Origin of the sequence: Litoreibacter ponti, assembly GCF_003054285.1 — a bacterium.
GTDB classification, from domain to species: Bacteria; Pseudomonadota; Alphaproteobacteria; order Rhodobacterales; family Rhodobacteraceae; genus Litoreibacter; species Litoreibacter ponti.
On record NZ_QBKS01000002.1, the window covers coordinates 697,769 to 724,370 of the forward strand.

The window sequence follows — 26,602 nt, forward strand, 5'->3', positions numbered from 1 at the left end:
GTGAGCGCAGCTCGAATGATACGCCCGTCGAACGGGCATTGGGAGGAGACCAAAATTATGAACAGGTTCATTATCGCTGTGACAGCCAGCATTCTGGCGACCGCAGCCTTTGCGGACGGCCATGGCGGTGTCACAGAAGAGATGCTTGCCAACGATACCGCATCCACCGGCGACGTATTGACCAACGGAATGGGGCGGCACTTGCAGCGCTATTCTCCGCTGGACACGCTGAACAAGGACAACGTGAAAAACCTGCTGCCTGCCTGGGCCTTCAGCCTTGGTGGTGAAAAGCAGCGCGGTCAGGAAACCCAGCCGATCGTGCATGAGGGTGTGATGTATATCACCGGCTCCTACAGCCGGATGTATGCGATTGACGTCAAGACCGGCAAAGAGATCTGGCAATATGATGCGCGCTTGCCCGAGGGCATCCTGCCTTGCTGTGACGTGGTTAACCGTGGTGCAGCGATTTATGGCGACAAGATCTATTTCGGCACGCTCGATGCGCGCATCGTGGCGCTCGACCAGAAGACCGGCGACGTGGTCTGGAACAAGAAAATTGCCGATTACAAGGCGGGCTACAGCTACACGGCGGCTCCGCTGATCGTCGATGGGTTGATCATCACCGGCAACTCGGGCGGTGAGTTCGGGATTGTTGGCGCAGTCGAGGCGCGCGATGCGGACACCGGCGATGTGGTTTGGACACGTCCGGTGATTGAAGGTCACATGGGCACACTGAACGGTGAAGAAAGCACCATGACCGGCACGCTGAACGCGACCTGGCCGGGCGATATGTGGAAAACCGGTGGCGGGGCCACGTGGCTCGGCGGCTCTTATGATGCCGACACCGACACGCTGGTCTTTGGCACCGGCAACCCTGCACCTTGGAACAGCCACTTGCGCAACGCAGGTCAGCCAACTGAAGGCAATGCGGGCGATAACCTCTATGCCGCCTCACGCATCGGGATTGATCCAAAAACCGGCGAGATCAAGTGGCACTACCAGACCACCCCTCGCGAGGGTTGGGATTATGACGGTGTGAACGAGGTCGTGGCCTATACCGACCGCTCCGGCAACAAGCGCTTTGCAACAGCTGACCGGAACGGGTTCTTTTACGTGCTCAACCGTGAAGACGGCGCGTTCGTGTCGGCCACCCCATTCGTCAAGGACATCAGCTGGGCCGAAGGGATCGACGACGAAGGTCGTCCGATCTTCATCGAGAACAACCGTCCGGGCGACCCGGCAGCAGCGGCTGACGGCAAGAAAGGGGAGGTCGTGTTCGCGTCCCCATCCTTCCTTGGCGGCAAAAACTGGATGCCTATGTCGCATTCTCCCAAGACCGGCCTGTTCTATGTGCCCTCCAACGAGTGGGGCATGGACATCTGGAACGAGCCGATCACCTACAAGAAGGGTGCCGCGTATCTTGGCTCGGGCTTCACCATCAAGCCGAACTACGATGACCATATCGGCAGTCTGAAAGCGATTGACCCTGACACGGGCGAGCTGAAGTGGGAGTTCAAGAACAACGCGCCACTGTGGGGCGGTGTCATGACCACGGCAGGTGGTCTGGTCTTCACAGGCACGCCAGAGGGTGAGTTCATTGCCTTCGACGACGAGACCGGCGAGAAGCTTTGGTCCTTCCAAACCGGTTCTGGTGTGATCGGCCAGCCGGTCACATGGGAGCAAGATGGCGAGCAATACGTCACCGTGATCTCGGGCTGGGGCGGCGCTGTTCCTCTGTGGGGCGGCGAGGTGGCCAAGAAGGTCAACTACCTCAACCAGGGTGGCCTTCTGTGGACATTCCGTCTGCCAACGGAGCTGGCCTCCAAGTAATTTCCCCGAAGCCAAAGAGGCGCGTGTCAGAAATGATGCGCGCCTTTTTCTATGCCGAAATGTGCGTCTTAAGACCTTTTGCTAAGTGACGCGGGCGCAGCACTCGGTCTATCAATTTGTATGACCTCCTTTCAAACGGACAGCGCCCCTTCCAATTCCTCGCAGGCAATGCAGGGCTGGGCGCTCGTTGTGGATGACCACCCTCTGTTTTGTGACGCGCTTGAACTGACGCTTAGATCGATCGCAGATTTCAGCGCAATCAGGACGGCGGATTGTCTGGAGGACGCGCTGAAACAGCTGGAAGAAGACAACGCGCCATCAATCATTCTGCTCGACCTCAATCTGCCGGATGTCAGCGGGCTGGACGGGTTGATCCGGCTGAAACGCCAAGCGGCGCAAACGCCGGTGATCATTGTGTCTTCGATGACCGACAACTCCATCATCAGCGGCGCAATCGTGGCGGGCGCCTCGGGCTTTGTTCCAAAACACAGCCCGCGCGCCGTGTTCAAGGAGGCGATTGAGCGGATTGAACGGGGCGAGATATTCAAGCCCGCGGGCTACGTCGAAAGCAGCACAACCAGCGAGCGGGACGAGACAATGTCGCGCCTGTCTTCGCTGACAAATCAGCAGGCGCGTATTCTTGATCTGATCTGTGAGGGCAAGCTGAACAAGCAAATCGCGTTTGATCTGACGATTGCTGAGACGACCGTGAAAGCTCATGTAACAGCGATCATGCGCAAACTTGGGGTCCAGAGCCGCACGCAAGCCGTTTTGGTGGCTCAGGATGCTCGATTTTCAAAAGTCTTGCCAAGCTCGGAGTGAGCGCAATATCTTCTCCTGAGGGAGACAATCTGAAATGCTAGCAAATGGCGGTGTCGAGGAATTGACGGCTGTAGCGAGCTCGATGCACTCTGGCATCTTGCGCACCACGCGTGTGTCGTGGTCGCACACCTCGCCCGTGTCGGAGATCAAAGCGCAGATCGGGGCGGAGGACTTGTGCCTTGTGGCGCTGTTCGTCTCCCCCAAAGCGGATTTTGCGGGCGTCGTGGCGGAGGCTGAGGCGCATTTCCCGGACACTGATGTCATAGCCTGCACCACGGCCGGTGAAATCACGCAATCGGGCTATGATGAAGGGCAGATTGTCGCCATCGGGTTTCCAAGCACAGGCTTTGCGACAACTTCCCTGCTGATCGAAGAGATCGACAACTTAAAGCCGCAACCGCTGATTGACAGCATCGCGCTGGAACGTGTGGGGCTTCAGGAACGCAATCTCGACAAGAGCGACGCGTTTGCCTTTCTGGTCGTCGATGGGCTTTCACTGAGTGAGGACGCCCTGACCGCGACCATCTCACCTGCACTGCGGGACATGCCGATCTTTGGCGGCTCTGCCGGTGACGGCACGGATTTCCGCGAAACACTGGTCGCGCTGAACGGACAGGTTGCCCATACGGCCGCGGTGCTGACCATGGTCCGCAGCCACTACAAAACTAAGGTCTTCAGCCTCGATCACCTGATGCCATCCGATCAGCAAATGGTGGTCACCGAAGCTGATCCGGACCAGCGGATCGTGAAGTCCATCAACGCTGAACCGGCGGCGCGCGAATATGCCCGGATCGTTGGCAAGGACCCGGAGCAGCTCGACCGCTTCACCTTTGCATCGCACCCCGTTGTGGTCCGAATTGGCGGCTCTCATCACGTGCGCGCGATCCAGCAGGTCAATGACGCCGGAGAGCTCGTGTTTTTCTCGGCCATTGACGAAGGCATGGTGCTGACCGTTGCGAAACCCCAGAACATGGTGGATCACCTGCGCCGAAAAATGGCGGAGCTGTCGGACGAGGGCAGACCCGCCCATATTCTGGGCTGCGACTGCATCTTGCGCCGCATTGAGGCGGAGCAAACCCAGATGAGCCGCGAGCTGTCGGAGATCCTGTCGGACCACAACGTCACCGGGTTCTCGACCTATGGCGAGCAGATTGGACCGCTTCACGTCAATCACACAATGAGCGGCGTCGCGATTTACGCGGAAAAAGAGTAGCCGCCCGTGTCGCTGATCAACCCTAACGATACCGTCGAGCGACAGAACGAAAAGCTGCTTCAGATCGCCCATTCCCTGATGCGGCGGGTCGAGCAGAAGAACGAGCAATCAGGCCTTGCCTATCAGCAATTCGAACGCGCGGCCCTGCTTGAGACCGAAGTTCGTGAACGCACCCATGATCTGGAACGCGCACTGGATCTTTTGCAGGAATCCAATGCGCGCCTTGAGATTGCCAATGACGAGACGGAAAAGGCGCGCTCGAACCTCACCGAAGCGATTGAGACGATCAATGAGGGTTTTGCGCTTTTTGAGGAAGACGATGGCCTGGTTCTGTCCAATAGCCGGTTTTGTCGCGATCTCATTGATATCGAGGGGGGCCTCGTCGCGGGACTGAGTTTTGAGGGCTATGTGTGGCTGGTGTCTGAAAGCGAATTTCTCGCCTTGCCTGATAATCAGTCGCCGCAAGACTGGGCTACGCAAAGGCTAAGCCGTCACCGCGAAGACCATGTCGTTTTCAATGTCAGGCTCAAATGGGATCGCTGGTTACAAGTCAGCGAACATCGCACATCGCGTGGTGGCACTGTGATCCTGCAAACCGATGTGACCTCCATCATTCGCCGGGAGCGCCAAGAACGCGACCGTATGCGCGACAAGCAGGCGGAGATATTGCAAGCAACGCTGGACCACCTCAATCAGGGTGTCTGCATCTTTGACAATGGTCTCAGTCTGGTCGGTCTGAATTCCAAGATGGAAGAACTGATGGCCGGAACGCCGGTGCAGGCGGGTCTGGGCATGACCTTCTCGGATCTGTTTGATCAGCTAAAGGATGAGCTAGGATTCGAGGGTGAATTTGACGCTACTGCCCTGCGACGGTGGGCGCATAGCCGCTCGAAGCGCCAGCCCATCGCGTTTGAGGTCAGCCGGTCCAACAAACGGCACTACAATGTCTTCGCGCAGGAAATTCCTGACCGCGGATTTGTGATCAGCTTTACCGATGTCACCGCTGAACGCGCGGCCGCGCGCACGCTGTCAGACATGAACGAGCTGCTTGAGCGCCGCGTTCAGGACCGCACCAATGAGCTTGGTCTTGCGCTCGCCGAAGCGGAGCGAGCGAACGCCTCCAAGTCACGTTTTGTGGCCGCCGCCAGCCATGATTTACTGCAACCCTTGTCCGCCGCGAAGCTTTTTGTGTCATCGCTGTCGGAAGAGATCGACACCTCCGCCGCGTACGATGTGATGCAAAAGACCGAGATGGCTCTCAACAGTGTCGAGCAATTCATTTCCGCACTGCTCGACATCTCAAAGCTTGATGCCGATAGGGTTGAGTTTGATGTTCAGCCGCTGCAATTGTCCCAGATATTAACGCCGCTGCGCAGTGAATTGACACCTGTCGCCGACCAAAATGGCAATCGCCTCACCGTCGTGGACAGCAGTTTAACGGTTCTGAGCGATCCCGGATATCTTCGACGAATTGTACAAAACCTATTGGTGAACGCCATTCGCTACACTGATAAGGGCCGTATCCTTGTTGGCGTACGGCGCCGGGGACTCTTCGCGCGAATTGAGGTCTGGGATACGGGGCATGGTATCGCCCAAGAGGATCAGTTGACGATTTTTCGTGAATTCGAAAGGTTGTCTCCGACAAAGTCAGACATGGGGCTTGGACTTGGACTGGCAATTGTCGAAAGAGCCTGCAAAGGGCTGGAGCATGACTTCAACCTGTGGTCCGAGCCAGGCGTCGGGAGCTGCTTTTCAGTCGACATTCGTATTGCCCAGAAAACAAGAATCGAGACCGATGCAGCCGCTTCTTCCTTGGATAGCGCGCTAGAGCACTCCGACAGCAAACTGTCGATGTTGATTGGGAGTGATCCGTCTCAAGTGCCTATCTTGACCGAAATGATCGAGGCGTTCGGGTGCACCGTGATCCACGCGAACGATGGGCTTGAAGCGCTCGCTATTCTCGAGGAAATCCAGTTGGTACCTGACGCATTGGTCATAGATCAGGTGCCCAAACAAAGCCGCGACGGGCTGGACGTCTATCGCATGTTGAAAGGCAAACATGGCCTCATTCCATGCGCCATATTGGCTGGCGGGCACGACGCCTCAGATGCCGCGCATCAAACACCTGCCGAGGTCAGTTATCTGGCAAACCCGACAAAGCCGGATCAACTCGACCACTTTCTGAAAAGGAGTTTCTGTGGTGAGGTTCGGCGAAAGACCTATGACTGAATTACTTGTCGATAGAGCTGCAAACCGAAGCACCTGCGGGCATATGACCATGCGTGTGCTGTTTCCGACCATTTTGGCTGCATTCTGCGCCACTCATGCGGTGGCCACGGATAAGTGCACTGCTGACGCCATGATTGTATTTGATGGCTCGGGCTCGATGGCTGAAATGGGATTCAATGATATCAGCGAGCCTCGAATATTTGAAGCGCGACGTGCGGTTGCAGAAGCCGTGCCCGAAATTGCCCAGACCCGGAGACTGGGTTTGGTTGTGTATGGTCCGAACGGAGAAGACGAATGCACTGGCTTGGATTTGCGTTTTCCGCCAACCGCAAATGCAGCAGGTGCGGTTATTGACGCGGTAAACGCGTTAGAGCCCAGCGGCAGTACGCCCTTAACACAAGCAGTTAGGATTGCCGCGGATGAATTGCAGTACAAAACAAAACCAGCGGCTATTGTTCTCGTAACGGATGGAAAGGAAACATGCGGAGGACTGCCCTGCGCATTGGCGAATGAGCTTCATAACGAGGGCGCCGACACAACGGTGCACGTGATTGGGTTCAAGGTCAGAAGTCAGTTCTTTTCGTGGAATAGTCAAAGCGACCGCGGTGCTCCGGAAAGTGTTGCGCGTTGTTTGTCGGACCAGACTGGAGGCACGTATACGAACGCAGAAACACTGGATCAACTAACTGCGGCTCTTCGTGCAACGCTCGGATGTAAGTTATTGTTTTGATAGAAAATGAGCAACCGAGCGCTTTTACTACATCAATCTAGTCGGCTCACGCGTGATGCGAAGTACCTTTTTTCAACGGCGGCTTTCGGAAAGCGGTATTGAGGCATCAATCAGACCGCTGAAACTTTCTTATGGGCCGCGATCTGTGTCTAATCACATTTTCGCTTTGCGCTTCCAGCGAATGTCCAGAAGGGGACTCATGCCGTCGCATCGCGGAAGTAAGGCCAAGGTTGGCGTTGAGCCGCTCTCAAAAAGCGACCCTTGCTTCGCGTCGCAATCACATTGCCGCGTCCTTTAGCCTATGCTGGGCTGCGCCAGGGCGGCCTCACATTCGGAAAGCCTGATTTTGACGGTCTGCATAAATATTGAGTTGATGTTACAATGAAACACTTTTGCCCCACGGAAAACAGACACTGGCACAGCCGCAGCGAAGGTTCACTTCGTCCGCACAATGCTAGTTTGCAGTCTGCTCGACTTTGCACCCGAGGCGAATGGCGGGAATGGGGGCTGCAAGCGCGGCATAACGAACTGTTGCCAGATGTCGGCTTTGGGCCGATTTGGCGATGGTCAATTGCAGCAATACGCGGTTCGCCCCGTTAATACAGAGCGCAATATCGGTATTATGGGCTCTCCACCGCCATCGTAGCAAAAGCAGCATCTTGCCATTAGGCATTGATCACAGCGATGAGGTCGGCCATTCATGGAGGGAGCGGCCAAGGTCCGGAAGCAACCCTCTTTCTTTCTTATCGACCATTCGGTGCCTAAAAGTCGCATCTGTGAACCACACGGAGGACGTAAGGCTTTGCTCCGCGCATACGCCTGAGATCTGAAAAGTTCACGCTTAGGTCCGATTGAAAGGAAATGGCTTCTTCGTTGCAGAAGGGGCTTCAGCATGGCGAAGCACATCTGCGCTTAAACAGAGCGATTCCCTCCGCAACGATACATCTATTTCGGGCCGATCGGAGTGCGATTCATCACGATCAAGTTTGCTATCCGGCATCCGCGCGAAACCCTTGATATCACACATTATCAAGAACCGCCGGCAATGTCCTGCAAGGAGCAGCCGTCATGAAGCCTGCAGCCGGCCGAGATTGACCCGATCTTGAAAACTGGTAACCATTTCGGATGTCGTCTGCTCTGAGAATTGCTATAGGGCCTTTCGGGCGGGTCGCTCTACTTGATATGGACCGGCCTCTGGTTAAGCACGCCCATGCGCAATGCCACGTTCTTCTGAAGGTCGAAGGTGCCGATACCGAGTTCGATGTGGGCGGGCGCCGCGTGGCGTTAACCGATGAAAGCGCGGTTCTGATCAATGCGTGGGAGCATCACAGCTACGTGCACCGCGCAGATCAACCGCCAACCATCATCCTGGCAATGTACATAGAACCGGCTTGGCTTGGCGCGTTTCGGGGCAATTGGGAGGCAAGCGCCGGTCCGGACTTTTTCCCGCATCCGGGCGGTGCCATCACGCCGCAGATCCGAAGACAGGTCGGCGAGACGGCAGAGGCGATGGTGCAGGCACCCGGAGATGCCGCGACGCATGAGCGGCTGATCGGGCGGCTGATGGTCTCAATTATCGAGAGGCTGGTACCCTGGCGTAGCGTGCAACCCTCGCTCCGGGACCGGGCCAAAGCGACGCGCGCGCCCGACCGTCGGATCGCGCGGGCCTTGACCCTGCTCCGGCAGGATCCAGCCGGCGTTGTCTCGATGGATTGGCTCGCCCGCGAATGCGGCCTGTCGCGTGCGCATTTCTTCCGGCTCTTCGAGGCCGATACCGGGATCTCGCCCCGGGTCTACCTGAACACCCAGCGGGTGGAACGTGCGGTGCGGGCCGTGGCCAACGAAACGCGCAGTTTCTCGGCCATCTCCGACGAGCTGGGATTTTCTGTCCCGGCGCATTTTTCGCGGTTCTTCCACGACCATGCCGGCTCCTCGCCCAGCGTCTTCCGCGATGTCTCTGCCCTGCGCGATACCGCCTGACCCCGCTTTTTGAGACTCCTCGGTAAGGTCCGAGACCTGGCGGAGTCGCAAGGCCAGCATATCCGCGCCTAACGTCCTCTCCCAAGAGCTTGCCCATGCCAAGCCGGGAGGAGACATGAAAGATACCGTTACAGAAAAGCTGCTCGGCCAGTCCGCACTGCGCGTCGAGGATCCGGTGCTGCTGTCGGGGCGCGGGTGCTATATCGACGACCTGCCGGTTGCCGCGGGCACCCTGGCGCTGGCCTTTGTCCGTTCGCCCCACGGCCATGCGACGATCCGGTCTGTCGACACTGCCGAGGCCGCGCAGGCGACGGGCGTTGTTGCCGTGATCTCCGGGGAAGATGTTGCGGCGCGCACCCGGTCCATGACCGTCGGCGTAAAGGCTGATGTCGAATGCTGGCCCATGGCGGTGGACCGCGTTCGTTATGTGGGCGAGCCGGTGGCGATGATCGTCGCGACCGACCGCTACCTTGCAGAGGATGCCGCCGATCTTGTCGTGGTCGACTACGTTCCGCTTGACGCAGTTGTGGAGCCCGTGGCGGCGCTGGCTGCGGGCGCGCCAGTGCTGCATCCCAGCCTCGGCAGCAACCTCATCAATGAACGCAGCTTCCGCTACGGAGAGCCCGAAGCGGCGTTCGACGCGGCGGCGCACCGGATCGGCATTGACGTGACCTATCCGCGCAGCGCCTGCACGCCCATCGAGACCTACGGCGTCGTCGCCAGTTACGAGCCGGGCGAAGATGCCTATGACGTTACCGCGAATTTCCAAGGCCCCTTTTCGATCCACGCGGTAGTGGCCCGGTCGCTGAACGTGCCGGGCAACCGGCTGCGGCTGCGCACACCGCCTGAATCAGGCGGCTCCTTCGGGATCAAGCAGGGCGTCTTTCCCTACATGATCCTCGCGGGCATCGCCGCGCGCATCGCGGGTGCGCCGGTCAAGTGGATCGAGGACCGCCTGGAGCATCTGTCGGCCAGCGTCTCGGCCACCAATCGACAGACCCGGATAGAGGCGGCGGTGACGGCGGACGGACGGATCACCGCGCTCGACTGGGACCAGATCGAGGATTGCGGCGCTCATCTGCGCGCGCCGGAGCCTGCCACGCTCTACCGGATGCACGGTAACATGACCGGTGCTTACGACATCCCGAACATGGCGATCCGTAACCGCGTTGTGCTGACCAATAAAACCCCGACGGGCCTCAATCGCGGCTTCGGCGGCCCGCAGATCTATTTCGCGCTGGAGCGTTTGATGGATACCATCGCCCGGCATCTCGGACTGGACCGGCTCGAGGTCATTCGCCGCAATCTCATCCCCGCCAAGGCCTTTCCCTACCGTACGGCCAGCGGCGCACTTTATGACTCGGGCGACTATGCCACGGCGCTGGACCGCGCGGTCGCGGAAGGCGGCCTCGCCGAGCTTTACGCCCGCCGCGACAAGGCCCGCGCCGAGGGCCGCCGCTACGGCATCGGCTTTGCTTGCGTAGTGGAACCTTCCGTGTCCAACATGGGCTACATAACCACCGTTCTGACGCCCGAAGAGCGCGCTAAGGCTGGGCCGAAAAACGGCGCGCAGGCCACGGCAACCATCTCAATCGACCCTCTGGGCTCGGTCACGGTCAAGGTCGCCTCGGTTCCGCAGGGTCAGGGCCACCGTACGGTGCTGGCGCAGGTCGTGGCCGACAAGTTCGGCCTGCCGCTGGAGGCGGTGCGCGTTCTGGCCGATGTGGACACGATGCGCGACGCGTGGTCCATCGCCTCGGGCAATTACGCCTCGCGCTTTGCCCCCGCCGTCGCCGGTGCGACTGAGATCGCGGCTGCGCGTTTGCGCGACAAGCTGGCGAAAGTCGCGGCCACGCAGCTGAACATCTCTGCAAGCGATGTGCTCTTCGAGGCGGGCCGTATCCGTTCTGCAGGCAATCCCGACAACAGCCTGTCCTTCGCACGGGTGGCCGCCACAGCGCATTGGTCGCCGGGCACCCTGCCCGAAAGCGTAGACCAGACCATGCGCGAGACCGCCTACTGGACCCCGCCCGAGCTGGAGGCACCGACGGCGGAGGACGGGGTGAATTCCTCGCTCTGTCACGGCTTCATCTTCGATTTCTGCGGGATCGAAATCGACCCTGAGACCGCCGAGCCGCGGATCGACCGCTACGTGACCATGCATGATTGCGGGCGCATCCTGCATCCCGCCATGGTCGACGGTCAGGTGCGGGGCGGCTTTGCCCAGGCGGTCGGCGCGGCCTTCCTCGAGGAATACGCATACGGGTCCGACGGGTCTTTCCGCTCGGGCACGCTTGCCGACTACCTGCTGCCCACCGTGATGGAGGTTCCCGAGCCGGTGATCCTGCATCACGAGACCCCGTCGCCCTTCACACCGCTCGGGGCCAAGGGCGTGGGCGAAGGCAATTGCATGTCCACGCCCGTGTGCATCGCCAACGCCGTGGCCGATGCGCTCGCACCCGAGGGCGATGCACCCGAGATCGTGCTGCCGGTGACTGCGGCCAAGCTCGCCCCCCTAATTTTCGGCGACGAACCCGCCCCGAAAGAGCCCGTGTCCGAGACGAAAACCGAGGACACGGCAGGTGGGCGCAAGCTTACCGGCGAAGGCCGCGCCGTGGTGCAGGCCAGCCGCGAGGATGTCTGGCGGATGCTGCTCGACCCCGCGACGCTCGACGCGATCATCCCCGGCTCACATGGCGTCCGGAAGGTCGGCGAGACGCGCTTCAAGGCGGATGTGACGCTGGGCGTCGGGCCTGTGCGGGGGCGCTACAAGGCCGATATCGACCTGTCGGACCTCGACCCGCCCAACGCGGTCACGATCTCGGGGCAGGCCGTAGGCGCGCTCGGTACGGGCGGTGGACAAGGCCGCATCACGCTAACCGACACCGAAGACGGCACCGAGATCGCCTATCGCTACGAGGCCCAGATCGGCGGCAAGGTCGCCTCGGTTGGCGGACGGCTTCTGGACGGCGCGGCGAAGGTCGTGATCGGCGAGTTTTTCCGCGCCCTCGCCCGCCATTGCGGCGGCGGCGCGTCCAGCGGTGCCGTGGCTCGCCTGCGGGGGCTTGTTGATCGCATCATTAAGGGAGGCCGGTCATGAAACCCGCCACGTTCGATCTCGTAACGGCCAACGACATGAGTGAGGCGCTGGAGGCGCTGCACCAGGGCGGCACCGAGGCCCGCGTCATCGCTGGCGGTCAGTCGCTGGTGCCCATGCTCAACATGCGCCTCGCGCGTCCCACCACGCTTGTCGACATCACCCGCATCCCGGAACTGTCGCGGATCGAAGCCAAGAGCAACCGGATTACCATCGGTGCCGCCGTGCGCCAGAGCACGCTGGAGCGCTGGCCCGAGCTGGCAGATCGCCTGCCCTTGGTACACGCGGCACTGCCTTGGATCGCCCATACGCAGCTGCGCAATCGCGGCACGATCTGCGGCTCCGTCGCCCATGCCGATCCCAGCGCCGAGCTGCCGCTGTGCCTGATCGCGCTCGGCGGCACAGTGACTCTGCGCCGCCGCCGCAAGACGCGTGATGTTGCGGCGCGTGATTTCTTTCAGGGCATGATGTCCACCGACCTCGCCCCCGGTGAGATGATCCTCTCAGTCTCGTTCCCGACCCGCAAGCCGAACACCGGATATGCCTTCCGCGAAGTGGCGCGCCGACACGGCGATTTCGCGATCGTCGCCTGTGCTGCGATCGCCCGGCCCGATGGCACCGCCACGCTTGCCGTGGGCGGCGTCGCCGACACACCACGTGCACTCGAGCTGCCGGCAGACAGAGCCGATCTCGACGACCGGCTGAACGAGTTCGCCTGGCACCTGCAGGCCCGAGACGACCTGCACGCCACCGCCCGCTACCGCCGCGACCTGGTCCGGCACCTCGGGCTCGCAACGCTGGAGGAGGCCCTGTCATGCCGCGACTGACTAAAGACGAGACGCACCCGGTGCGCTTCACCCTGAACGGACGGCTTGTATCCGTCCGGGTATCTCCGCGCACGCTGCTGACGGATGCTCTTCGCCACGAGATCGGCGCGACCGGCACCCATGTGGGCTGCGAGCACGGCGTCTGCGGGGCCTGCACGGTGCAGGTGGACGGAGAACCCGTACGTGCATGCCTGATACTCGCCCAGCAGGCTGAGGATTGCGAGATCCGCACGGTCGAGGGGCTTGCGAAAACTGATACGCTGACCCCGCTGCAAGAGGCCTTCCGCGAACATTTCGCGCTGCAATGCGGCTTCTGCACCGCGGGCATCCTCATGTCGCTCGACGCGCTGTTTTCGCGCCAACCGGACGCGGGGGAAGACGCGATCCGCGAGGCGCTCTCGGGCCACCTGTGCCGCTGCACCGGCTATGCGCCCATTGTTCAGGCGGCGCTGGCCGCCCGTAACCGCATCAAGGGAGGACCAATCGATGCTTGACCTCGGAACCAGCTTTATCGCGTCCGTGGAACGAGACCCCGGCGCGATGGCAATCGCCGAAGGAGACCGGACGATCACCTATTCCGACTGGTATGGCCGGATCAGCGCGCTTGTCGATGCGATCGGCCAAATCGGGCTTCGCAAGGGCGACACACTGGTCACGGCGATGCAGAACCGGTGGGAGAACGCCTCGCTGCATTGGGCCTGCCAGATCGCCGGGATCGTCATCACGCCCGTGAACTGGCGCGTCACCGCCGACGAGTTGGACCATGCGCTGCACGACAGTGCGGCCCGCGTTCTGGTGCATGACGATGCCGCGTCCGAGGCGGTGGCCGGATCGGCACTTGCCCCGAACCTCAACGTGCTGCCGCTCGGCGGTGATCATGGCCTCGCCGCGATGCTGGCGGGGCGCGCCACCGATGCGGTGCCGCAGGCCGGCGCCGACGATCTGTCGGTCATGCTCTACACATCCGGCACGACCTCGAAGCCCAAGGGCGTGCCGCGCCGCCACCGGGCCGAACGGGCCGCGGCCATCGCCCATGTGGCGCAGAACATGTACGGCCATGGCGAGCGCACGCTTGGCGTCATGCCGCTCTATCACACGATGGGCATCCGCTCGCTCCTGTCGGCCAGCGTGATCGGAGGTAGCTTCGTCTGCCTGCCGCGCTTTGACGTGCCGCAGGCTCTCGATGCGATCGAGCAGCATGCCGTCAACAACCTCTATCTCGTGCCGACGCTCTATCACGACATTGTCCACCACGCAGGTTTCAGGCCGGATCGGGTCGCCAGCGTGCGAAAGCTGGGCTTTGCCGGCGCGTCCATGACCGACGGTCTGTTGCAGAAATTGGCGGAGGCCTTCCAGCCCGAGCTTTTCGTGAACCATTACGGCTCTTCCGAGATCTACACGTTCTCCATCTGCCAGGACGCTGCGGCCAAGCCCGGATCCGCAGGCCGCGCTGCGATCAACCAGAGACTGCGCGTGGTGCCGCTGGGCACGACTGATATCAGCCAGACATGCGCACCGGGGGAAGAAGGCGAAATCGTCGCCTCCATGCAGGGAGACGAAGCTTTCGAGGGCTACTGGAACCGCCCCGAAGCGGACAAGAAGGCAATTCGCGACGGCTGGTACTTCACCGGTGATTGCGGGCACTTCGACGAGGACGGCGATCTGTTCGTCACCGGCCGGGCCGATGACATGATCATCACGGGCGGCGAGAATGTCTCGCCGGTCGAGGTCGAAAGCTGCCTGTCGCTGCACCCCGCCGTGGCCGAGGTCGCGGTTGTCGGCCTGCCGGATCCACGCTGGGGCAAGGTGGTGACCGCCTTCGTCAAGCGCGGTGACAAGGTCACCGAAGACGAACTCGACGCCCATTGCCGCGGCTCGGACCTGTCCAATTTCCGCCGACCGCGCCGCTACGTCTTCGTGCGCGAAATCCCGAAATCCCCTGTCGGAAAACTCCTCCGCCGCCTGCTTGTTGCGGGCGAATACGAGGTCGAACCGGCCGAGACCACAACTGCGTAACTCCAGAGAAAGACATCCAGATGCAAGAGACTCTGATGACCGAGACAATGACCTTCACCGATCCGCGCCTTGCCGAACTCGACGGTTTCCACGTTAGGCTCGATGAAGCCAGCGAACGCGCGGACATCATCCTCGCACGACCGCCCTACAACGTGATCTCGATGGGAGCCCGCGATCAGCTCCGCCTCGTCTTCGAGGCACTCGACGAAGATGACCGCGTGCGTATCATCGTCGTCTCCGGCGAGGGCGAGCATTTTTCCTCGGGCGGCAATATCAAGGGCTTCCTCGAGGCCAGCCCCGAGCATGTCTCGCACCTCGCCTGGAACGTGGCGGCACCTGCGCGTTGCTCCAAGCCGGTGATCGCCGCCAATCGCGGCTACACCTTCGGCGTCGGCTTCGAGCTGTCGCTGGCCTGCGACTTCCGCATCGTGTCCGAGACCTGCCGCTACGCCCTGCCCGAACAGAAACTGGGCCAAATCCCTGGATCGGGTGGCTCCGCCCGGCTGCAGAAAATTGTCGGCGTGACGCGCACGAAGGACATCGTCATGCGCTCGAAGCGCATCAAGGGCCAGCAGGCGCTGGACTGGGGCATCGCCACCGAATGCGTGCCCGATAGCGATCTCGAACAGGCGGTGACCGACCTTGTCAACGAACTCCGTGAATTTTCACCAATTGCGCAACGCACCGCAAAGAAGCTGCTGAACGACACTGACGATGCGCTTCTCAGCACCGCGATCGAGATGGAGGGCCTGAACTACAGCCGCTTGCGTCAATCGGAAGATTTCCGCGAGGGGGTCGAGGCCTTTCACGCCAAGCGCAAGCCCGAATTCACCGGCCGCTGAGACGGCGAGCAACCAAAATCAAGGGAGGAAAACCTAAATGGAACAGACAGAAAAGAGAAACTGGATCGAGAAAGGACCGGGCTTTGGCGCGGGCTTTTCGGGCCTGCGCGAGGCGCTGGGCATCAAAACGGCGAGCGCGGGACTGGTCGCGGCCATCTTCGGATGCTCGGGGCCTGCCCTGATCGTGATCGGTGCGGCCAATAATGGCGGTCTGACCGAGGGGCAGACCGTGGCCTGGCTTCTGGCGATCTACGGCCTCGGCGGGCTGATCAGCCTGATCATGGCGCTCTACTACAAGCTTCCGGTGACAGGGGCCTATTCCATCCCCGGCGCGGCGCTCGTCGCCGGCGCGCTCGGCACCTTCCCCTTCGAACAGGCGGTCGGCGCCTTCCTGATGGCCGGCGGGATGGTCTTCGTGCTCGGCATCACCGGGCTCATCGGCAAGGTGATGCGCTGGCTTCCGATGCCCATTGTCATGGCGATGATCGCGGGCGCGCTCATCCGCTTCGGCATCGGCGCGGTCACCTCGATCGAGAAGTTGCCCATCGTGGTCGGTGCGGCGACCATCGCCTTCTTCCTGTCGATGCGGTTCTTGCGGGCCGTTCCGCCGGTTCTGACCGCACTGATCGTGGGCCTCGTGGCCGTGACCCTGACCGGAGGCTTCCAGGGGGGCGAGGCGGCAATCAGCTTTGTCGCACCGGAATTCACCGCACCGGTCTTCACGGTCGACGCATTCCTTGCCATTGCAGTGCCGCTGGCCGTGCTCGTGATCGGGGCCGAGAACGCCCAGGCCATCGGGGTTCTCTACGCCGAGGGCTACCGTCCGCCGATCAACGCCATGACCGTGATCTCGGGCATCGGCGGCATGCTGGCAGGGGTCATCGGCGGGCATAACGCCAATATCGCTGGGCCCATGACGGCGATCTGTTCCTCTGATCAGGCGGGCGAGAACCCCGAGGGACGCTATGCGGCGACGGTGCTGAACGGCGTGCTCTTCGCCGCCTTCGGGATCTTCGCCGGTGTTGCGGTGCCGCTCATCATGGCGCTGCCCGGGCCCCTGATCGGCGCGGTGGCGGGCCTGGCGATGATCACCGTCCTGCTGAGTGCATTCCAATCCGCCTTCGACCGGAATGCGGGCCATCAGATCGGAGCCTTCGTCGCCCTGATCGTGGCGATGTCGAACGTGTCGTTCCTGAGCATCAGCGCGCCCTTCTGGGCCTTGGTCGCGGGCGCTGCGGTATCCGTGCTGAACGAGCGGGCGGTCAGATCCAAGCCCGTGGCCACCTCGGCGTCCTGAAGACCGGCGTTTAGTCGCACGAGTGATCAAATGGGGGCGTCAGTCAAAGCGCTGCGCCCCCTACGATTGTTCTGTTTGTCGTCGGTGTGATCCGTTGAACTGGCGAAACGGAAACATGTGATTATATTAGGTCACTGCGCTGGCTTTCCGAGAACTTGGCAAGTTGGCGTGTCTCGCCTGTTCGCCATTATTTGTTATACGTTCCCTGCGCATGACCGTGGTCCGATTCAGATGCGGCGACTCAAAGTTGTGGGCAAAATTGGTCAAGAGAGCCGAGGGACGTTGCCGGCGTACTCAGTGGGTTTAAAGGCTGGCTTGAAATTCTTTAAGAGTTTTTCGATTTTTTGAATTTACAATAAACAAGGCTTGCCACTCTCTTTCCTGAACGGATCGGCATGGTAAGCGCAAATCCAGCAGTCGTTTCGAAGAGTCGGCCGGTCCGTTTTGCTGACATTCGAGCCGGGTGCTGCGAATGACGGTTCTCAGCCGTTCCTTTCGAAAAGCGATGTCATGAAGCGTAGACAGCAACCATTTGAGCCGAAGCAGCGAACTGGCGCTTTGTCCTGCGGTCTTCTAGTTCGCAGAGCGCTCGAATTCGCGCTCGCAGCGAAAGTCGGCTCTGACGGGCCGCAGCGCAGCGGAGGCAGCTATTGGCCAATGTCCGCAAAGGGCCGCAAACAACCAGTTCAATGCATCCGAGATGTTGCACATGCAGCGAATGGCCGGTTTGACGGGCCGCGCCGCAGCATCTCGACTCTTCGGCCAACGGCAGGAATGGGCCGACCTTACAGTGCGGAGTCTACCAGCAGGCGAGCATGCTGCGACCGACCTAAGGGCGGCTTTGAGCCCAAATTGGACACTTGCCAACACCAGTTTCCCATTCTACCACCTCAATGATGATGACGGATGTTCTATTGCTGGCAGGAAGGATACGTGAGGAATTTCGGGTCGAACACTTGGCTGATTTCGCTCATGAAATGGTATCGTTCTTAAAGAACAGGGATGCCGATAGCTTGGGTACCAACAATCTCCTGTTTGAAAAAAACGTGCTTTCAAATTCTATAACAGTAACTGATGATCTCGATCCGAATGCGGAATGGGTGTTAACGAACACTCAAATAGAAGAGATGGTTCGCTTATTGGCTTAATACTTTGTCGGACCAAACCATCCGGCAGATTTTCTGTTTGGATGTCAAAGTCCGCTTCGTCCGCTTTGTCCGCGAAAGAGACCTCGCTCGACACCGGAATGTTGCAGGAGCAGCGAATGGCCGGTTTGGGGAAGGCTGCGCTGCAGCTGGAGATGGGTAGACCAAGGTCCGGATTGGGCCGTGACTTGCCTTGAAGAATGATTAGTCGAACGGCGAGGATGGTCCTCGCTCATGACCTCAGACGGCCTTCGAGTTATGCAGTCGCGGTCAGTGTCTGATCTACCGAACTGCGCCGTAGATCCGATGTCCAAGGGCTAAGGCCAGCAATGAATAGAAGAGCGGAGTAGATGGTCGATCGCCGATTTTTTTTTCGAGGTCACCGTCATTCATTTGCAAGGTCATTGCTGTGGGGTAACACAGTGAAGCCGAGTGGCAGGGATTGTCGCCGTTGGGAGCGACAGGTCCCTGAAACACGCGAGGTCACAGAGCGCGCTCTCTTCCACTCGACTTCTTTGACGCGTCTATACGCCAACGTCATCAGAGCGTAACGAATAAAAATTGCCGATGATCGCAGTTTTTCTTATGTATCTCGTATGGATATCACTCTTGTAAAGACTTTCCTTGAAGTAGCCGCCACCGGATCGTTTGTCTCTGCTTCGGAGCGGCTTTTTGTAACCCAATCCGCGGTGAGCCTGCGTATCCAACGGCTCGAAGACAGTTTGGGGAGACCGCTATTTACACGTTCTAAGGCCGGGGCGGAAATGACGCCGGCGGGCAAAGAGTTTGAGCGCTATGCCTTGGGCCTAATCAAGCTCTGGGAAGAAGCGCGTCAGCAAGTTGCGATTCCAGATGGCTTCACTAGAAGCTTGACCATCGGGGCGCAGTATTCCCTGTGGCCGCGACTGGGCTTTCGATGGATCGATGCACTGCGGGAAGAAATGCCCACGCTCAGTATTCGTACTGAACTGGGGATGCCGGACAGACTCACGCGCTTCTTAATCGAAGGCGTTGTTCAAGCTTGCCTGATGTACAACCCGCAGCTGCGCTCTGGCTTGTCGGTGTCCAAGATCAGCGATGAAGAACTGGTGCTGGTCGCATCCTGGCCCGAGCCGACGCTGGATTTGGCAGGGCGATATGTCTTCATCGACTGGGGACCTGAGTTCGTGCAGGCCCACGCGCTAGAGCTGCCGGATCTGGTTAATCCGGGGCTAACTTTTTCTCTTGGGGCGCTTGCAGCAGAGTTTATCGTCAAACGTCAATACGCGGCCTACCTTCCCGCGCGCTACATCAAGCAATATCTTGACGCGGGGCAGCTTCACCTCGTCCCGGGTGCGCCGCGCTTCCCATATCCGGCCTACGCTGTATGGCGCGACGATCTAGATTCAGAAGTCTCAGAAGTAGCAAAGCGAACACTTCGACAGACCGTCGAGATGGCCGGTCAGGCCCAAGAGGCGGTAATTGAGCGTCTCAAGACGATCAGCAACAACAGCCAGATTCCCGTTTTGGGCAGTTCTCACGACATACCGTGAGCAATACTCTGTTTATACAATAATATTTTGAATTTCTCTTATGTGATGCCTTTGCCTATATCCGGATGCAGCAGAGATGCTCCCGATCCTCGGCACTGTTTCCGACGGACGGGTCACCTTGTTGGGAAAGGACTGACCCATGACACTGATTTCGAAACTGGCCACCGTATCCGTGGTTGCTCTGATTGCTGCGACGCCTGCTTTTGCACAAGATGCCCTCGTCGGCACTAAAGTTCTGGACGAGCGCATCGACGACATCACGGATGACGTGAACGAAGATATTGCACGCGGTGATGATGATGAACGCTTCGGCCCGAACGGCGTTGCCCAAGGCTTCCGCGGCTCCATCGCACTGACCGCCTCTGGCACCTCAGGTAACACCGACACCGGCGAAGTGTCCGGTGCGGGTCGCCTGACCTATGGCATCGGTGAGTGGAACCATCTGGCTGGCTTTGCGATCGAGTACGGCGAAGCCAACGGTACGCAGAACGAAGAGAAGTTCTTTGCGACCTATGAGGCGCAGCGATACTTCTCGCCCGAGTTCTACCTCTTCGGTATCGGTCGCTACGAGTATGACGGCTTTGGTGTCGACGAAAACGGCGTCGAAGTTGAAGGCAATGCGACTGACGCGTTCCTTGGCTTTGGTCCCGGCTACCGCGTGCTCAACACCGCTGAGCAGACCTGGCGTGTGCAGGCGGGCATCGGTGCTCGCTACACGAAAGATTTCGCTGGCGTGTCCGAGACCGAAGAGGCCGTGATCGCATCATCGCGTTACTACCTGTCCCTTACCGAGACCATGTCGCTGACCAATGACACGGACATCCTGTCCTCTTCGGCCAACACGGTTGTAACCAACGACCTCGGCGTGAACTTCAAGATGTCGGACAACCTGTCGACCCGCGTATCGTACCGCACCGACTACAACTCCGACCCGGCTCCAGGCCGCAAGTCGACCGACAACACCGTGGGCCTGTCTCTGGTTCTAGGTTTCTAAGGGAGGCGATAGCGTTCTTATGACCTGATCTTCTCTCTCAGGAAGGACGCAATCGGACTGGGAGGGGCGAAGCAATTCGCCCCTTTCCTCCTTTGAACGCAAAACTGCGACGAGTTGTCATGAAGAAGAGAGACGACCTCAAAATGAAGACTGCAAAAGCGCAAGAGTACCGCTTTGTTTGGATAACTTGAATTCGTTGAGCCTTCGATCAATCAGCCGCAGCGAGTGGCGGTTTCGGCGGGCTGCGCGGCAAACTCCAACTAAAGAAATCGACGGCTGGTATGGGGTCGATGCCGTTATTGTTCCCGTTCGCCCAAGCCTTCCGATCCAAAGATGTACCTGATCAACTTTACTCGCGCGGCAACCTGCCGATTGCAGAATATCGGCAAGGGACATGCGTGATAGAGCTAAAGTTCTGCGCGGATTCGGGAGAAATACGCTTTGGATAGCGGTAGTCTGAGATGACGCAACCTGTTTGGTCAAGATCAAACACTTAGATGGAAAGCAAATGACGAGAGGATTGGAGATTCCTGCAGAATGGTGCATGACCTAACGTAAGCTCCTCACAGAGAGGGTCTTGGTTAACTTCTCGTTAACTCAATGCGGGAATCTATATGGCGTGCTGAAGAGTGGAAGATAAAAGACATGGACGGAAGACATGACTGGATGATTGGCGTACTCGCTGATCTAGAAGACTATGCGCTAAAGAACGATTTGGTGCCACTTGGGCTAAAGCTTAAGGGCAGCAGATTAGACGCAGCTCGAGCGCTGCTGCGCGAAGACAGGAGCGGCTTGCCCAAGTTGAACTATTTTGAAGTTGATCAACTCGGCTTCTGTTGTGCTGGTCTTGCTGAGGAGAATTCTCTCGACACTATCCGGGCGGAGCAGGTAGCAGCAAATTCGAGGCTCAAGCCGTCGAAGCTTGGGGCGCGATAAGCACGAGGGTTACTAGTGCAATCGCTTAATGGAGTGGGATAAGCTTCTCTCACAGCGCTTTTTGTCGAGCTCGTAGAGGCTTATGTCGAGAAGATCCGCAAGCTCTGCCATACCTTGCCTCAGAGCATAGTCGGCAGCGACCTGCGTCCTCTGTATCAGCTCGTCGAGATCCATCTCTTACTCTTCAACTTGTTGTGCTGATACAAGTTTCAAAGTGATCCGTTAAGAAAGCGTAAACGCGCATCTAAATCTTCAAAATTTACTCGATTGATGATCTGGAAATACTGGCTCTCCACCTTAGTTATCCTTCACAAATTTGCTGAGCGTGAAGATATTCGGACCTGACGATGGACATCAATTACGGCTGTGTGTCGATCGGTGCATCCGCAGGAGGAATTCAGGCGATCCGAAGGATTATCAACGGTTTGCCGTATCAGCTACGCGCACCACTCGTGATCACTATACATGCGCCTGCGACTTCTCGTTTAGAACGTGTCCTAAGGTTTGAAAGCAATCTCAATATCCAACGCGCGATGCACGGGATGATCTTGCGTCCGGGTGTGATTTACACCGTGCCGGGCGAAACTGACGCGAAGATTCACGGTGACCGCTTTGTGCTAAACGAAGCATTGCGTCACGATGGTCAATTTGCTTCGATCGACTCCCTTATGAGCTCAATAGCATTCACATTCCAAGCTGCTGCCACAGGGATCATTCTGTCGGGAAAGTTGCGGGATGGTGCGGCAGGCATGCGCATGATTGAGGAGTTTGGAGGGCGCACAATCGTTCAAGATCCTCACGAGGCAGAGTTCGCTGACCTTCCCATCTCCGTGCTAGAACGATGTGCTGATGCCGAAGTTCAAACGACTGCTGAAATCTCAAATTGGCTTCTGGAACATTACTGAACCGGTCAGGATCTGCATGTACAAGCGGTTAACGAGCCCGGGAGGGTCCAAAACGACCACATCGGTGTGGTGCGCCTCAAATATCGGTGCCAGGACAACACCGCATGGCGGATGCAGAGATTCTATCATGGGCTTGTAGACCAATGTCTGTTTCCGGGGAGTCCCGCCGCAACGTTCTTGTAAGCGATGAACGGCAGGAATGGGCCGCCTGTACCGTCATCAAAATCAAAAAACCCCAAGACTTTGACTTAGTGCAATTTCAGCGCCGGTTTCATATGGCAGGAAGCTTGCATGGAACATACGGAACACCTCAAAGCCTTGGGCCTCTTCGACGCGCGCGTGCCGCGCTATACGTCCTATCCAACCGCTGCGGTCTTCTCCCCGCAGATCGGATCGGCATTCCAGGATGCTTCGTTTCGGCGGCTGGACCCGGAGGACCCGGTTTCGGTCTACATACATATCCCGTTTTGCGAGCGCCTCTGCTGGTTCTGTGCCTGCCACACGCAGGGTACGCGCACCCTTGGACCGCTCGAAAGCTACATCGAAACACTTGAACAAGAGCTTGAGTTGCTGCGTGGCGCGCTACCGGACGGTATGCGAATGGGTCGGTTGCACTGGGGCGGCGGCACACCCACGATCCTGCCGCCACCCCTCATTCACCGACTGTCGCAAGCAATCCGCAGTGTTTTTTCACCAACGGACGACTTCGAGTTCTCGGTGGAGATCGATCCGACCATGGTCGATCGTCCGAAAATCGACGCATTGGCAGCGGAGGGCATGACGCGCGCCTCCATCGGCATTCAGGACTTCGACCCAATCGTTCAGAAGGCCATCGGCCGGTTGCAACCGTTTGAGGTCACCCAGACATGCGTGGCCGATCTTCGTGCGGCAGGCATCACTTCTCTGAACGCCGATCTGGTATATGGGCTTCCGCATCAGACCGTTGCACGCATCGACGACACGATTGACAAGGTTCTGACGTTCGAGCCGGACCGTGTCGCGCTTTTCGGCTACGCGCATGTGCCTTGGGTCTCCAAACGGCAAAAGTTGATCGACGAGGGCGCTCTACCGGATGACACGGCGCGGTATACGCTTGCAGCGCTGGCGGCAAAGAAATTCAACGGCGCTGAAATGACGCCGGTCGGAATTGACCACTTCGCGCGCCCGGATGACGACCTTGCACTGGCCGCCAAAAACGGCTTCCTGAGACGCAATTTTCAGGGCTACACCACCGACACCTGCGAGACTCTGATCGGTCTTGGCGCGTCGTCGATATCGCGCTTTCCGGAGGGGTATGTGCAGAACGCGCCCGCCACGGCGGCCTATAAACAGCGGATTGCCAGCGGATGCCTACCCGGTGCACGTGGGTTTCAGCTTACGCAGGCAGATCGCCTTCATGCTCGCGCGATCGAGAGACTGATGTGCACCTTCGCTCTTGATCTGGAGGATTTGAGGCCTGAATTCGGGCATCGTGTAGAGACCCTGAAACCCCGACTTGTTGAGCTTGCAGGCCGCTTCGCCCCTTTCGTTCAGCGGGACGGATCACGCATCCTGATACTGCCCGAGGGCCGGACGCTCACCCGCATTATTGCTTCTGTATTTGATCAACATATGCCAGAGGGCGTGCGCTATTCACGCGCGTCCTGAGCGACCGGACTAGGTGATCATTGCTGCAGAGTTCAAAGTGCTGGCACACCTATCACAACCGGATGCAGGGCGATCAGGGCAGCGAACAGCACGGCCCCAAGGACAAGCCGGGCCACAGCGCCCAACCAGGACGTCGGCTTTCCGAGAACCGGAGCCTCTCCAACGGTTGCGCTCAACCGATCCCACTGGTCGGATCCCATCTCCCGTTTCTTGCGGCGGTTGATCAGCGTTCGGCCTCCCAGGGCGAACCCACCCAGAACGCCGAACAGTAAGACATGGGCGAGGTCACCATTGGGCAGTATGTGAAAGGCCGCCCAAAGCGCCAGAGCCGCCAGCACCGGGTGCCGGACCAGCCGCACGATGCCGGGGCGCGTAGGGTCAAACATGTTGTTGCGCGCACCGCCAAAGGAAAATGGATTGGGGCGACCGATAGAGAAGACAAGGATCAGGCAGACCACCAGCATACCTGCATGCGCCGCGTGTCGGTGCCAGGAAAGCTGGGGCCAAAGCTCGACGTAAGGTGCCGCGCCCGCCGCCCAGATGAGCAGAGCCAGCATAGCGAGCGACAGCATCGAATAGCCGATTGCAAACCCGCACGGACCGACCTGTGCCACGATGCGTGACTTTATCCCGGGTCGGACCGGGATCGAGTGCGTTGCAAAGAACAGGGCAAAGATGCCGATGAAACCCGCCCAGGTCATGTGCCGCGCTCTGCCTTTGGCCGCAGAAGCATCGGACCATACACCACGACAAACCCTCCGAAGGCCAGCAGCCAGAACACGCCGGAAAGGGTGCTCAGGCCCAGATGGAGCGGGGTCAGGAACCGCATTAGCGCCGCTGCAAAGACGCATACAAAAATCGCAATAGTGGCCCTGCCCGCTGTCAATTCGCGGCCCGTGTGCCCAAGTGTTGCGCGGCTCATGACAGCGAGGGTCATCGCCCCGATGGCGCCCGCCATCCACAGATGCTGTGCCCCCGCCGTGCCCGGATTGCCCAGGATCTGGTCCAGCCCAAGCGCGAAAGCACCCAGCGGAAAAAACGCATAGGACGCATGCAGGACAAACACTAAAGGTTCGCTCAGCGTGTGGTGCCCCTGCCACCGGGTCAGCCGGATCAGATGCAAGACGCCGAACACCAGCAGGCAGAACCCGGTGGTGACCGTAAAGGGCTGAAGCGTCCAGATCGCCAGGATCGGCGGGCTCAGCAACAAGGTGGCCTTGTCAAAACGCTGCATCGGCGGTGCAGGACGTGCCGCATGCTGTTCGCGCACCAGCCAGTTGCGGGTAAAGGACGGGATGATCCGCCCACCGATAACGGCGATCATCATCACCGCTGTCGCCAGGCCCAGCCGCAGCCCATAGCCCTGCGCGGCGTATTCACCGGCAAGTGCCTCGTAGTGAAACAGCGCATTGGCCAACGTGAATACGGCAAGCAGGGCCAGCACGATCAGGTTGCGCCAGTTTTTGCCCGCAATGATTTCGCGCAGGATCAGACCGCCCAACGCAATGGGAAAGGCAAGGTCAATGGCCGGAGCCACAAATGAGGGAAGCGAATTGGAGAACAGAATAGCCGCGCGCCCGGCGCACCAAAGCGCAAAAAGCCCCGCCAACCGCCAACCGACGATTGGCAAACGCCCGGTCCAGTTGGGCACAGCCGTCAGCAGGAAACCGGCAAGCACCGCGCCAAGATAGCCGAACAGAAACTCATGCGCGTGCCATGACCCACGGTCAAAGCGGGTGGGCAGGTCGACACCGCCCATCAACACCGCCAGCCAAAGGCCCATTGAAAAAAGGACCCAGACTGCACCGAAAAGGAAAAAGGGGCGGAAGCCAAAGCTGAAAATCGCCGGGCCGTTCCAGCTGCGTATCTGCTCGGCGGATGAATGCGCCATCATGGTCGCTCCGTTGTTACGCGGGTCGTGCTCAAAACGGTCCCGTCTTTGCTACATGTCAGGCGCACCCTGCGACCGCGATGGAAAAAGGTCAGCCTAACCTTGCCTGCGTCTTCGTCCTCACCCGTTTCGAAACGCGATGTGATTTCGCCTGCGCGCATGAGGTTTTGTACTTCGTCCGGGGGCAGGTCCAGCAGTTGACCAAGATCGCGCGCGTCAATGGTGGGCTGGTCACCGCTCATGTCGATCTTCACTTCGCCGCTCCCTTGTCGGCCACGTCCATCAGGTGACGAATGTGTTTGGCAAAATACCATGTTGCGGGAATGCCAAGAAGCGCGCCGATCAGGATCGAAAGCCCAGTGGACAGGATCGGGCCACCGATCCAGCTGAAGATCAGGGCGGCAAAGAATACGTTGACCGCTGCCGCACCCGCACCGAATGGGTAGAGCACCAGAGCGATCTTGCCTGTGGACCACCCCGCCCGTGTCATCTGCGCGACACCAGCCATTGTACAGCCACCATGCTTGCCACAAGCGTGATGCAGGCCAGGGCGTACCAGAATTCCGCCGTTGCGGATTGTGCCTGTGGGATTGGCCGGTCGAAGCCATCGGCAAAAAGGCGCGAGCCTGCGAGGACGAAGACGCCGGTGAGGGGAAGAAAGAAGCGCAT

Annotated in this window: 23 protein-coding genes; 18 read left to right on the forward strand and 5 right to left on the reverse strand. The window is 59.4% G+C overall.

Features of this window, described 5'->3' with window-relative positions; all coding sequences use genetic code 11:
• Positions 1 to 57 precede the first annotated feature (57 nt).
• From C8N43_RS17285 to hemN, 18 genes are all read left to right on the forward strand, one after another.
• The gene (locus C8N43_RS17285) at positions 58 to 1,830 is read left to right on the forward strand and encodes a PQQ-dependent methanol/ethanol family dehydrogenase (RefSeq protein WP_107846987.1); all 1,773 of its coding nucleotides are present in this window, start codon (positions 58 to 60) and stop codon (positions 1,828 to 1,830) included.
• Positions 1,831 to 1,950: 120 nt separating this feature from the next.
• On the forward strand, positions 1,951 to 2,652 hold the full coding sequence (locus C8N43_RS17290; RefSeq protein WP_107846988.1) for a response regulator: 702 nt from the start codon (positions 1,951 to 1,953) through the stop codon (positions 2,650 to 2,652).
• A 34-nt stretch (positions 2,653 to 2,686) separates the two neighbouring features.
• On the forward strand, positions 2,687 to 3,865 hold the full coding sequence (locus C8N43_RS17295; protein ID WP_107846989.1) for an FIST N-terminal domain-containing protein: 1,179 nt from the start codon (positions 2,687 to 2,689) through the stop codon (positions 3,863 to 3,865).
• Positions 3,866 to 3,871: 6 nt separating this feature from the next.
• Positions 3,872 to 6,094 carry a hybrid sensor histidine kinase/response regulator gene (locus C8N43_RS17300; RefSeq protein WP_107846990.1) on the forward strand — a complete coding sequence of 741 codons (2,223 nt, stop codon included), beginning with the start codon at positions 3,872 to 3,874 and terminating at the stop codon, positions 6,092 to 6,094.
• The gene (locus C8N43_RS17305; RefSeq protein WP_245913072.1) at positions 6,087 to 6,824 is read left to right on the forward strand and encodes a vWA domain-containing protein; all 738 of its coding nucleotides are present in this window, start codon (positions 6,087 to 6,089) and stop codon (positions 6,822 to 6,824) included. The genes C8N43_RS17300 and C8N43_RS17305 overlap by 8 nt, the downstream gene beginning before the upstream one ends.
• A 1,182-nt stretch (positions 6,825 to 8,006) precedes the next feature.
• On the forward strand, positions 8,007 to 8,804 hold the full coding sequence (locus tag C8N43_RS17310; protein ID WP_245913073.1) for a helix-turn-helix domain-containing protein: 798 nt from the start codon (positions 8,007 to 8,009) through the stop codon (positions 8,802 to 8,804).
• Between the two features lie 115 nt (positions 8,805 to 8,919).
• The gene (locus C8N43_RS17315; RefSeq protein WP_107846992.1) at positions 8,920 to 11,904 is read left to right on the forward strand and encodes a xanthine dehydrogenase family protein molybdopterin-binding subunit; all 2,985 of its coding nucleotides are present in this window, start codon (positions 8,920 to 8,922) and stop codon (positions 11,902 to 11,904) included.
• Positions 11,901 to 12,728: an FAD binding domain-containing protein gene (locus C8N43_RS17320; RefSeq protein ID WP_107846993.1), complete on the forward strand. Its 828-nt coding sequence runs from the start codon at positions 11,901 to 11,903 to the stop codon at positions 12,726 to 12,728. The genes C8N43_RS17315 and C8N43_RS17320 overlap by 4 nt, the downstream gene beginning before the upstream one ends.
• Complete coding sequence (locus tag C8N43_RS17325) at positions 12,716 to 13,222, forward strand: (2Fe-2S)-binding protein (protein ID WP_107846994.1); 507 nt, start codon at positions 12,716 to 12,718, stop codon at positions 13,220 to 13,222. The genes C8N43_RS17320 and C8N43_RS17325 overlap by 13 nt, the downstream gene beginning before the upstream one ends.
• Positions 13,215 to 14,744 (forward strand): AMP-binding protein, encoded by a 1,530-nt coding sequence (locus tag C8N43_RS17330; RefSeq protein ID WP_107846995.1) that lies wholly within the window; start codon positions 13,215 to 13,217, stop codon positions 14,742 to 14,744. The genes C8N43_RS17325 and C8N43_RS17330 overlap by 8 nt, the downstream gene beginning before the upstream one ends.
• A gap of 20 nt (positions 14,745 to 14,764) precedes the next feature.
• The gene (locus C8N43_RS17335) at positions 14,765 to 15,586 is read left to right on the forward strand and encodes an enoyl-CoA hydratase/isomerase family protein (RefSeq protein ID WP_245913074.1); all 822 of its coding nucleotides are present in this window, start codon (positions 14,765 to 14,767) and stop codon (positions 15,584 to 15,586) included.
• Between the two features lie 37 nt (positions 15,587 to 15,623).
• Positions 15,624 to 16,883: a benzoate/H(+) symporter BenE family transporter gene (locus C8N43_RS17340; protein WP_107846996.1), complete on the forward strand. Its 1,260-nt coding sequence runs from the start codon at positions 15,624 to 15,626 to the stop codon at positions 16,881 to 16,883.
• An 893-nt stretch (positions 16,884 to 17,776) separates the two neighbouring features.
• On the forward strand, positions 17,777 to 18,031 hold the full coding sequence (locus tag C8N43_RS19670; protein ID WP_158270009.1) for a hypothetical protein: 255 nt from the start codon (positions 17,777 to 17,779) through the stop codon (positions 18,029 to 18,031).
• Positions 18,032 to 18,624: 593 nt separating this feature from the next.
• Entirely contained in the window at positions 18,625 to 19,560 is a 936-nt protein-coding gene (locus tag C8N43_RS17345) for a LysR family transcriptional regulator (RefSeq protein ID WP_107846997.1), read from the forward strand.
• Positions 19,561 to 19,699: 139 nt separating this feature from the next.
• On the forward strand, positions 19,700 to 20,554 hold the full coding sequence (locus tag C8N43_RS17350) for a DUF481 domain-containing protein (protein ID WP_107846998.1): 855 nt from the start codon (positions 19,700 to 19,702) through the stop codon (positions 20,552 to 20,554).
• 600 nt (positions 20,555 to 21,154) lie between these two features.
• A complete protein-coding gene (locus tag C8N43_RS19675; protein ID WP_158270010.1) occupies positions 21,155 to 21,490 on the forward strand; it encodes a hypothetical protein in 336 nt (111 codons plus the stop codon).
• A gap of 347 nt (positions 21,491 to 21,837) precedes the next feature.
• Entirely contained in the window at positions 21,838 to 22,395 is a 558-nt protein-coding gene (locus C8N43_RS17360) for a chemotaxis protein CheB (RefSeq protein ID WP_107847000.1), read from the forward strand.
• Positions 22,396 to 22,686: 291 nt separating this feature from the next.
• Positions 22,687 to 24,042, forward strand: coding sequence for an oxygen-independent coproporphyrinogen III oxidase (gene hemN / locus C8N43_RS17365; RefSeq protein ID WP_107847001.1), 1,356 nt, complete (start codon positions 22,687 to 22,689; stop codon positions 24,040 to 24,042).
• 32 nt (positions 24,043 to 24,074) lie between these two features.
• Here the strand turns inward: hemN and C8N43_RS17370 are convergent, their stop codons facing one another.
• The 5 genes from C8N43_RS17370 to C8N43_RS17390 are packed head-to-tail and all read right to left on the reverse strand — an operon-like array spanning position 24,075 to position 26,602.
• The gene (locus C8N43_RS17370; protein WP_107847002.1) at positions 24,075 to 24,743 is read right to left on the reverse strand and encodes an NnrU family protein; all 669 of its coding nucleotides are present in this window, start codon (positions 24,741 to 24,743) and stop codon (positions 24,075 to 24,077) included.
• Complete coding sequence (locus C8N43_RS17375; protein WP_107847003.1) at positions 24,740 to 25,933, reverse strand: NnrS family protein; 1,194 nt, start codon at positions 25,931 to 25,933, stop codon at positions 24,740 to 24,742. The genes C8N43_RS17370 and C8N43_RS17375 overlap by 4 nt, the downstream gene beginning before the upstream one ends.
• Positions 25,933 to 26,187, reverse strand: a complete 255-nt coding sequence (locus tag C8N43_RS17380; protein WP_107847004.1) for a DUF6522 family protein — start codon at positions 26,185 to 26,187, stop codon at positions 25,933 to 25,935. The genes C8N43_RS17375 and C8N43_RS17380 overlap by 1 nt, the downstream gene beginning before the upstream one ends.
• Entirely contained in the window at positions 26,184 to 26,441 is a 258-nt protein-coding gene (locus C8N43_RS17385) for an NnrT protein (RefSeq protein ID WP_245913075.1), read from the reverse strand. The genes C8N43_RS17380 and C8N43_RS17385 overlap by 4 nt, the downstream gene beginning before the upstream one ends.
• Complete coding sequence (locus tag C8N43_RS17390; RefSeq protein ID WP_107847006.1) at positions 26,420 to 26,602, reverse strand: protein NnrT; 183 nt, start codon at positions 26,600 to 26,602, stop codon at positions 26,420 to 26,422. Before C8N43_RS17390 ends, C8N43_RS17385 begins: the two co-directional genes overlap by 22 nt.